The organism is Methanoculleus sp. UBA413, from assembly GCF_002502935.1.
In the GTDB taxonomy this organism is placed as follows: domain Archaea; phylum Halobacteriota; class Methanomicrobia; order Methanomicrobiales; family Methanoculleaceae; genus Methanoculleus; species Methanoculleus bourgensis.
This window is the reverse complement of the sequence record NZ_DAQR01000045.1, coordinates 1-7,917: the sequence shown is the minus strand read 5'-3', so window position 1 is coordinate 7,917 and position 7,917 is coordinate 1. Positions and strand designations below refer to the sequence as shown.

The 7,917-nt window shown below is 59.7% G+C and carries 6 protein-coding genes and 1 pseudogene; 6 read left to right on the top strand and 1 reads right to left on the bottom strand.

All coding sequences use genetic code 11. The features are described 5' to 3' along the window. Positions 1 to 399 precede the first annotated feature (399 nt). From BP858_RS03535 to rbcL, 3 genes are all read left to right on the top strand, one after another. The gene (locus BP858_RS03535) at positions 400 to 723 is read left to right on the top strand and encodes an ArsR/SmtB family transcription factor (protein ID WP_062265299.1); all 324 of its coding nucleotides are present in this window, start codon (positions 400 to 402) and stop codon (positions 721 to 723) included. Further along, a complete protein-coding gene (locus BP858_RS03530) occupies positions 710 to 1,033 on the top strand; it encodes a hypothetical protein (RefSeq protein WP_062265302.1) in 324 nt (107 codons plus the stop codon). Before BP858_RS03535 ends, BP858_RS03530 begins: the two co-directional genes overlap by 14 nt. 1,032 nt (positions 1,034 to 2,065) lie before the next feature. After that, the gene (gene rbcL, locus BP858_RS03525) at positions 2,066 to 3,358 is read left to right on the top strand and encodes a type III ribulose-bisphosphate carboxylase (RefSeq protein WP_214167059.1); all 1,293 of its coding nucleotides are present in this window, start codon (positions 2,066 to 2,068) and stop codon (positions 3,356 to 3,358) included. Positions 3,359 to 3,380: 22 nt separating this feature from the next. Here the strand turns inward: rbcL and BP858_RS03520 are convergent, their stop codons facing one another. Next, on the bottom strand, positions 3,381 to 4,055 hold the full coding sequence (locus BP858_RS03520) for a DUF5591 domain-containing protein (protein ID WP_062265305.1): 675 nt from the start codon (positions 4,053 to 4,055) through the stop codon (positions 3,381 to 3,383). 632 nt (positions 4,056 to 4,687) lie between these two features. Between BP858_RS03520 and BP858_RS03515 the strand changes: the two genes are divergently transcribed. The 3 genes and pseudogenes from BP858_RS03515 to BP858_RS12265 form a co-directional block, all read left to right on the top strand. Then, the gene (locus BP858_RS03515) at positions 4,688 to 5,143 is read left to right on the top strand and encodes a ferritin-like domain-containing protein (protein ID WP_062265308.1); all 456 of its coding nucleotides are present in this window, start codon (positions 4,688 to 4,690) and stop codon (positions 5,141 to 5,143) included. A gap of 237 nt (positions 5,144 to 5,380) precedes the next feature. Further along, positions 5,381 to 7,573 (top strand): PAS domain S-box protein, encoded by a 2,193-nt coding sequence (locus BP858_RS03510; RefSeq protein ID WP_062265311.1) that lies wholly within the window; start codon positions 5,381 to 5,383, stop codon positions 7,571 to 7,573. Positions 7,574 to 7,730: 157 nt separating this feature from the next. Further along, positions 7,731 to 7,796 (top strand): annotated as a pseudogene (locus tag BP858_RS12265) (helix-turn-helix domain-containing protein); the annotation flags it as partial. Positions 7,797 to 7,917 lie beyond the last annotated feature (121 nt).

Here is a 7,917-nt window from a genome sequence, read left to right as displayed (position 1 = left end):
GCAGTGTGTGGCGATACCCGGGGCATGATAACCTCCCGGAGCGAACCGGTCGGGCTCTCATCGCATGCTCCCTGACCGGGATCACGACCGTTTTCCGAGGAGGTGGACGATTGCCCGTAGACCGGCCAATGGTGCCCGAAACCGACGTTCGTCTCCTGAATTGGACGGTATCCTCACGAGTCTCCATACCGAACGTTCGCGCCAATGGGGCGAGCCCCTCCCCTGCCGCCACTCTCGGGGTGATAACCACTACGGTCCACTGGCCGGGAAAATACTTTTTTTTCACCCGTGCAGCCTCTCTCATGCAAATGGGAGAGCGATTGTTGTCCTGCCCCCGGACCTGAGCCGTGCATGCGGTGTGGTATCGTAATATTCATATGTGTAAAAAATAATAAACACATGTTGACATTATCTTTCAGCATCCTCCCTGAACTGGCACGGCTGCTATCCCTGCTTGGAAACGAGCAGCGGCTCGCGATACTCCAGGCGATCTCGGCTGAGGAGAAGTATGCCCGTGAGATCGCCGGGGAGCTCGGCATATCGCGGCCTCTGGTCGCGATCTACCTCAAGCAACTCGAGAAACTCGGTCTTGCGGAGGGGAAGAGCAGGACGTCGGATGAGCCGCCGTACCTCCGGAGGTACTACCGGGCGGTGCCGTTCGAGCTGGTGCTGAACCTGGATCTGATCGTGTCACTACCGAGGTCAGAAGATGAAACAGGATAGATGGAAACTCTACCTGAAGGTGCTGTGGGGCGCCGTGATTGCACTGCTGTTGATCAGCCTGGTCGGCGCAATTGCCGGCTCAAAGTTCTGGAATACCATGCTCGCCGGGTCCGTCCACGTCATAACGCTGCTTGCCGTCCTTACGCTCCTCCTCATCATTGTCGTGCGGCTCAAGGAGTGGGTAGAAGCGCAGGTGGGGGGTGGTGCGGACCGGAAGGACGTCGAACTGCAGGCGCTGCAGCAGTCGATGGAGCGGATTGAGGCGAAGGTGGACCGGATAGAGAAGATCCTCGCTGAGGTTTCCGAGTGATGCGGACCGAAAAAAGTTTGTGAGGGGTGTATGGAAGGACGTGCAGTAGCCCACTCTGAGGACAGATGCTGATGAGGCACAGGCAGGGTTCCACCACGAGCATTACCTGGCCACATAATAGTATGAACTTAGTATATAATAATTTTACCTATTATGATCTGCAGTAAAAATTGTAACAATTACCCGGGGCCATCCCGCCTGCTCTCCGGGGGCATGGTGTGGGCCCGCGCCACTGTATTAAATTTTGAGGGTTCTAGTGGACTATTTCACCTTATGTTGCGGGTCCTGATGCGGGGTGAGCGATCGCCACCGCACACGGAAAGCCACGCGTGAGATGGTATTGCATGGACAATATTAGATGAAATAATACTGTAGTGGACCATATCATCTTATTTTGTGGGTTCTGGTGCGGATCACCAACCGCTCGCGTGAGGCAATGGTGCCCATGCAACAACCATGAGACTACGCTCTCCGGGCAGGGGACCGTGGTGGATATCACCCCCGGGGGTGGGGGGCAGGGGAGGGGGCTCGCCCCCTCACCGCATGCGGCGGTACCGCGAACCCCCCACCCTGCCCGGGCACGATGAAACCCCGGAGCGAACCGGTCGGGCGCTCACCGAGTGCCCCCCGACAAGGATCACGACCGTTTTCCGAGGAGGTGGACTCTTGACCGCAGACCGGTCAATAGTGCCCGAAACCGACGTTCGTCTCCTGAATTGGACGGTATCCTCACGAGTCTCCATACCGAACGTTCGCGCCAATGGGGCGAGCCCCCCCCGCACGAGGCACGACCCACAAAACCCCCGTCCCCGGAGCAAGGCAGTGCGTGGTGATGCCCGGGTGTGGCGCCGGGACGCGCAAGTATCAAGATCGGGCGAAAACCGATCGGTCATCGCTGCACTAGGCGTGAGGCGGCTCGTCAACAGCCCCACGGACTTCGTGAAGGAGGTGCGGAATATGAGATGCAATAGCCCACTACCTCAAATGGAAGATATTTCTATCACCGCGCCCCTTCCTTCATGAGGCGATGATATGGCGATTGACTGGTATGAAGAATTTGTTGACACAGACCACACTCCCGGCCCGGATGAGCTCGTAGCCCTCTACTACTTCGAACCCGCACCCGGGATCAGCAGGGAGGAGGCGGTCGGGAGAATCGCATCCGAGAGCTCGACCGGGACCTGGACAACGCTCTTTACCATGCCCCCCCGGATGCGGGACCTCCAGGCGAAGGCGTTTGAGATCGAAGGGAACTATGTGAAGATCGCATACCCCCTCGCCCTCTGGGAGGAGGGCAACGCTCCCCAGCTCCTGAGCGGCATCGCCGGGAACGTCTTTGGGATGAAGGCGCTCGAGAGCCTGCGGCTGATCGACGCCTCGCTCCCGGCCGACTACCTCCGGCACTTCAAGGGGCCGCACTTCGGCATGGAGGGGATCCGGGATATGATGAAGGTCCATGGCCGGCCGCTCACAGGGGCGGTGCCGAAGCCGAAGGTGGGGTTCACCGCAGAGGAGCACGCTGAGGTTGGTTATGAGACCTGGATGGGCGGGTTTGACTTCGTGAAGGACGACGAGAACCTGACATCTCTCTCGTTCAACCGGTTCGAGGACCGTGTCCGGGCCATGACAACGATGCGTGACCGGGCTGAGCAGGAGACCGGTGACGTGAAGTCCGCGTTCATCAACATCACGGCCGATACGGAGACGATGAAGAAGCGGGCGGAGATGCTCGCAGACTACGGCTGGAACTACGCCATGATCGATGTTGTGGTGACCGGGACCGCCGCGGTCGCGACCCTCCGGGACCACTGCTCCGACCTCGGGCTTGCGATCCACGCCCACCGGGCGATGCACGCAGCCTTCGACCGGGATGAGAAGCACGGGATCACGATGCAGTTCCTGGCGAAGATCATGCGGCTCATCGGTGTTGCGCAGATCCACACCGGGACCGCCGTCGGGAAACTGGTCGGCACGAAGGCGGAGGCTACGGTGCTTGCCGATATGGTCCGGGAGAAGCATACGAACGCAGTGGATCACATGGCCCTCGACCAGGACTGGGGCGCAATCAAGAGTGCGTTCCCGGTCTCGTCGGGCGGGCTCCACCCCGGGCTCGTGCCGGACGTCCTTGATATCTACGGCAGCGACCTCGTCCTCCTGGTGAGCGGCGGCATCCACGGCCACCCGAAGGGCACGCGGGCCGGCGCCATGGCCACCATGCAGGCAATTGAGGCCTGGAGCGAGGGCGAGACCCTCGAGGAGAAGACGAAGAAGGCTCCCGAACTCAGGGAAGCCCTTGAGAAGTGGGGCTACTATAAACCCAAATAACTGTTTTTTGCCGCGCGCCGGATCAGGTCCGACTGCTCCCCGCAAGCGACCGCGACAGCCTCACGAGCCCCTCCCGGAACTCGTCGATATACCCCTGCATCGAGAGGCTGCCCTCGGGAAACGGGCAGTCAATATCGTAGAGCCGCTCGATCATCGGGTCGGAAGGCAGCAGGTCGACGACGATCCCGGTCTCCTCTGACGCCTCAACCATCGCCTTCCGAAACGGCCCTATGCAGTAGGCGAGCCGGTGCCGGTAGGCGTCTTGGGTCTTTTCGAGGTAGCCTTTCAGCCGGTAGACCTCGATCCGGTGGAAGTCCCGCCGGATCCGCCCATCTGTGGTCTTGCCGAGCATGTAGTGGTAGTTCCGGAAAGGGTACATGCACTCAAGCTCCGCAGGGACGGTCCCGCAGGTGCCGAATATGACGATATGGTAGTCCTTCGGGTCAAGGACGCCATCGATGATCCCGCGGAAGAGTTTGTGGCTCGGGCTCTGGCTGTAGGGTTTCCGCACGGCACAGGGCAGGAAGAGACCGATCTCCTTCGGTGCCACCAGATAATCGTCGATGATGAAACGGTATGCGTCCTCAAACTCCTTCCGGTAGAAAGGAGGGTCAAATATCTCGATCAGATTCCCATGCCTGTCCTGCACAACCTCGACAACCCGTCGGGGAGCACCCATGTTCCTGTCCTGCACCATCAACCCCTCTCGTGTATACCCGTTGGCCCGGAAAAACAAAAAGTCTGACCCGGGGAGGTCCTCCTGAAAGATCCCAATACTGCAGAGATCGTCTCCCAGGTGTCCGGCGATTGAAGGTCTACATGGTTTAGAGCACTCTTACGGACGTTTACGGAGAGTTGAGCCAATCCGGGCGTCAGAACGGCGGGTGCGGCTTCCCACCGGGTATTGCGAAGCGCTGCCCCCGCCCCGGGGGGGTGGGGTTACGAGTCTCGCTACCCGGTGAGATAGGGGAGAGGGTCAAGCCCCCCTCCCCGTCAGCCCCTCCCCCCCGGGCGATAGCCACCACGGTCCACTGTCCGGGGACAAACCCGGGGAAGGCCCGTGCCAGGGCCATTCTTATACCTGCCCCCGTCCCGGGGGGTGGGGAACAGGCACCGGCGCTCTTTTGTTCCCCGGGCGGATACTCACCGCAACGCGCCTTTCTCCCGGCGGGCGGGGAACTCGTGCACCAGGTTTCCTGCCAGAATCAAAACGAAAACCATAAATCTTTTGTCTCCATATCATATTATGTTCGCAAATATACGAACAATACGAACAATGTGCAACCGGCCCGAAAGACCCGGAGAACACAGAATAAGGAGTTACCAACCATGAGATCCGAAGATTTTCAGAAGATCATTGCAAACGCAATCGACAGCGAAGTGGAATCATACACCTTCTACAAGTCGGTGGCTGAGAGAGTAAAGGATGGAAACCTGAAGACCATCTTCCTTGACCTCGCAGAGGACGAGAAGCACCACCGGGAGTACCTCCAGAACGTGCTGCTCGGCAACGTCGAGAAGATGCAGTTTAAGGCGGTCAAGGACTACAAGGTCACCGATGCCATCGAAGAGCCCGAGCTCTCGGTTGATATGAAGCCGCTCGAGGGCCTGCTCCTGGCCATCAAGAAAGAGCTACACGCCGCGCAGATGTACACCCGGCTTGCCGGTGCCAGCACCAGTATGGAACAGAAGATGGTCTTTGAGCAGCTTGCAAACATGGAGAAGGGGCATAAGGCCCGGCTCGAGGACATCTACACGAATATGGCATACCCTGAGGCGTGGTAACCCTACCAGCCTCAAAACTCTCCCTCCCTATTATTCACCTATTCTCTCCCCGCCAGACTGCTCTGTTGTCCCATCCGGCATCGGTAACCCTTATAGTCACGGAGAATCTCTCTAGTATTGAAGATGGAACTCCCCGGCAAACCCTGAAGCGTTAGAACGCCCGGTTGCCGATCCATCGAGACCGTCTACCCCGAAGAGACCGCGTGGGGCTCCCTGGCCGGCTGGAGAGACCCGCCGATGGATACCATAAAAGAATCCCCTCACACCAAGACTCCCGCTCCCCGCGATCCGGACGAAACGGGGGCTATCCCCCCGGCAGTCAACGAATCGATTCCTTATGGCATCTGGATAGCCGGGCCCGAGGGTGACATCCTCCACATCTCTGACTCGTTCCTTGACCTCATCGGGATGACGATTGACGAGTGCCGGCAGCCTGAGTGGCTACGCCTCCTCCATCCCGAAGATATGGGGGCGGTGCTGGCCGACCGCGCACGCTGCATCGCTTCCGGTGAATGCTGGAATCGCGAGTTTAGGGTTCTTGGCACCGATGGGGAGTACCATACTATTCAAAGCCGGGGCATGCCTATCAGGAACGATGAAGGGGAGGTCCTCCTCTGGGCCGGGGTCAACCTCGATGGTCAACAAAAACTGCAACCGCGTGCCCCGGGGAGGGAGAGACAGGCACGGAGGATGGAGACCCTCTCCAGGATCTCCGGGGTTATCGCGCAGGGGGAGGGGAACCTGCAGGAGATCTGCCGGCAGGTGGTCGCCTGGATGCCCGACGGGTTCCGGCATCCAGAGTTGATATCTGCACGGATCATAATCGGCGGGGCTGTCTTCATGACCGGTGACGACAATCACCGGAGGATCGTTGCCGCACTCCCCGCCGAGAGGGGGGTCGCAGGCTACCTTGAGGTCGAGTACCAGGGTCCCCTGCCGCGGGGCACCCGGGACCTCTTCAAGCCGCAGGAGCGCAATTTCGTGCATACGGTCGCCGTGATGATCGGGAATGTTATCGGACGAGAGGAGACGAAAGCAGCGCTTAAGTCACTTGAAAGACAGCATCGTCTCCTCTCTGACCAGATACTGGAATCTATTATCCTGATGGAGACCGTCCGCGACAACTTCGGAGAGCCCGTTGATTACCGGTGTATCGCGATCAACAGCCGGGCTGAGGAGGAGATCGGATACGGGAGAGACGAGGTCATCGGGAAGACCTTCTTTGAGTTCTTCCCCGGCACCTCCCCTGAACTCCGGGCCATGCTCTGCCGGGTCGCAAAGACCGGAACACCCGAACACGGTGAGGCACACTGCCAAAAGCTCGACGGATACTACGAGGTGCGGGCTTACCGGCCGCAGTGCAACCAGCTCGCTCTTATTGTCAATGACATCACCGTACAGAAGAAGACCGAAGAGGCTCTGCGGGAGAGCGAGGAGAAGTACCGGATGCTCGTTGAGACGGCCCGGGATGCCATCATTGTCCACGACACCAAGACGTTCCTCTACGCAAACCCCGCTGCCGGGGCCCTCTTCGGTGCCGAACGACCGGAAGACCTGGTGGGGATGAATTTCATCGACCGTGTGCATCCCGACAACCGCGACCAGATCCGGGCACGGATGTCGGAGGTCATCAGTGGAGAGATCCCCCTGCCTCAGGAGGTGCAGATCCTCCGGCTTGACGGAAGCGCTGTGCCTGTCGAATCGGCTACCTCTCCGGTGGCCTATAGCGGCAAGAAAATGGTGCAGGTCACCATGCGCGATATCTCCCGGAGGAAACGGTATGAAGCGGCGTTGCGGCGAAACGGGGAGCGGTTCCGGAGGCTCTTCAACCAGTCTCCCATCGGGATCGAGTATTACAACCCCGAGGGAAGGCTGCTCCATATCAACCGGGCGAGCCTGGCAATATTCGGAATACCAGGTAGACGCGATGTAATTGGGTATAATCTCTTTGAGGACCCGAGCACCCCCGCGTGGGCCTGGGAGCGGTTCAGGCGCGGGGATGAGGCGCACTACACTATCCCTGTCGACCTGGATCTTGCTCGGCGAGACGGCACCTACCCAACGACCCGCACCGGGACGATCTACGTTGATGTCCACGCAAGCCCGGTGCACGACCGCAAGACTGGGGTCCTCAAGGGCATCCTGGTGCAGATCCAGGATGTCACGGACCGCGTGCGGATGGAAGACCAGCGACAGCAGGCTTTCACCCAGATCGAGCAGAACATCGAGCAGTTCGCGATCCTTGCCGACCATATCCGCCTGCCCCTACAGGTGATCCTCGGTACGGCCGACCTGATCGATGAGGACGAAGCGTCAGAGAGGATCCGGGAGCAGGTGGAACGGATCAATAGTATCGTCCGGCAGCTCGATAAGGGCTGGATTGCGTCACGCGAGATCCGGGAGTTTTTGAGGAGGAACGAGCTCCTCTAGCGCAGGACCGGATCTTCTACCTCTGCGGGGCTCGAGGGCGGGCATCGAGCGAGAGGGGTCCCTTAGCGAGGGGGGAGGTGAGAGCGGCGCCCCTTCTTCACGTTCACGCCGCACGGCCCTTCTTTATGCCGGCGGAGGGTCAACATGATCTTATCGCATGCTGCGGAGGTACCGGCTGTATCCGACGAAGGATCAGGAACCCCTGATCGCCCAGCACCTTGGGTGCTGCCGGTTTGTGTACAACTGGGCGCTTGCCCGCAAGAATCAGGCTGATCCCCTCGTCATGATACGCCTGATTCTTGCGGGCAAGCGCCCAGTTGTACACAAACCGGCAGCACCCAAGG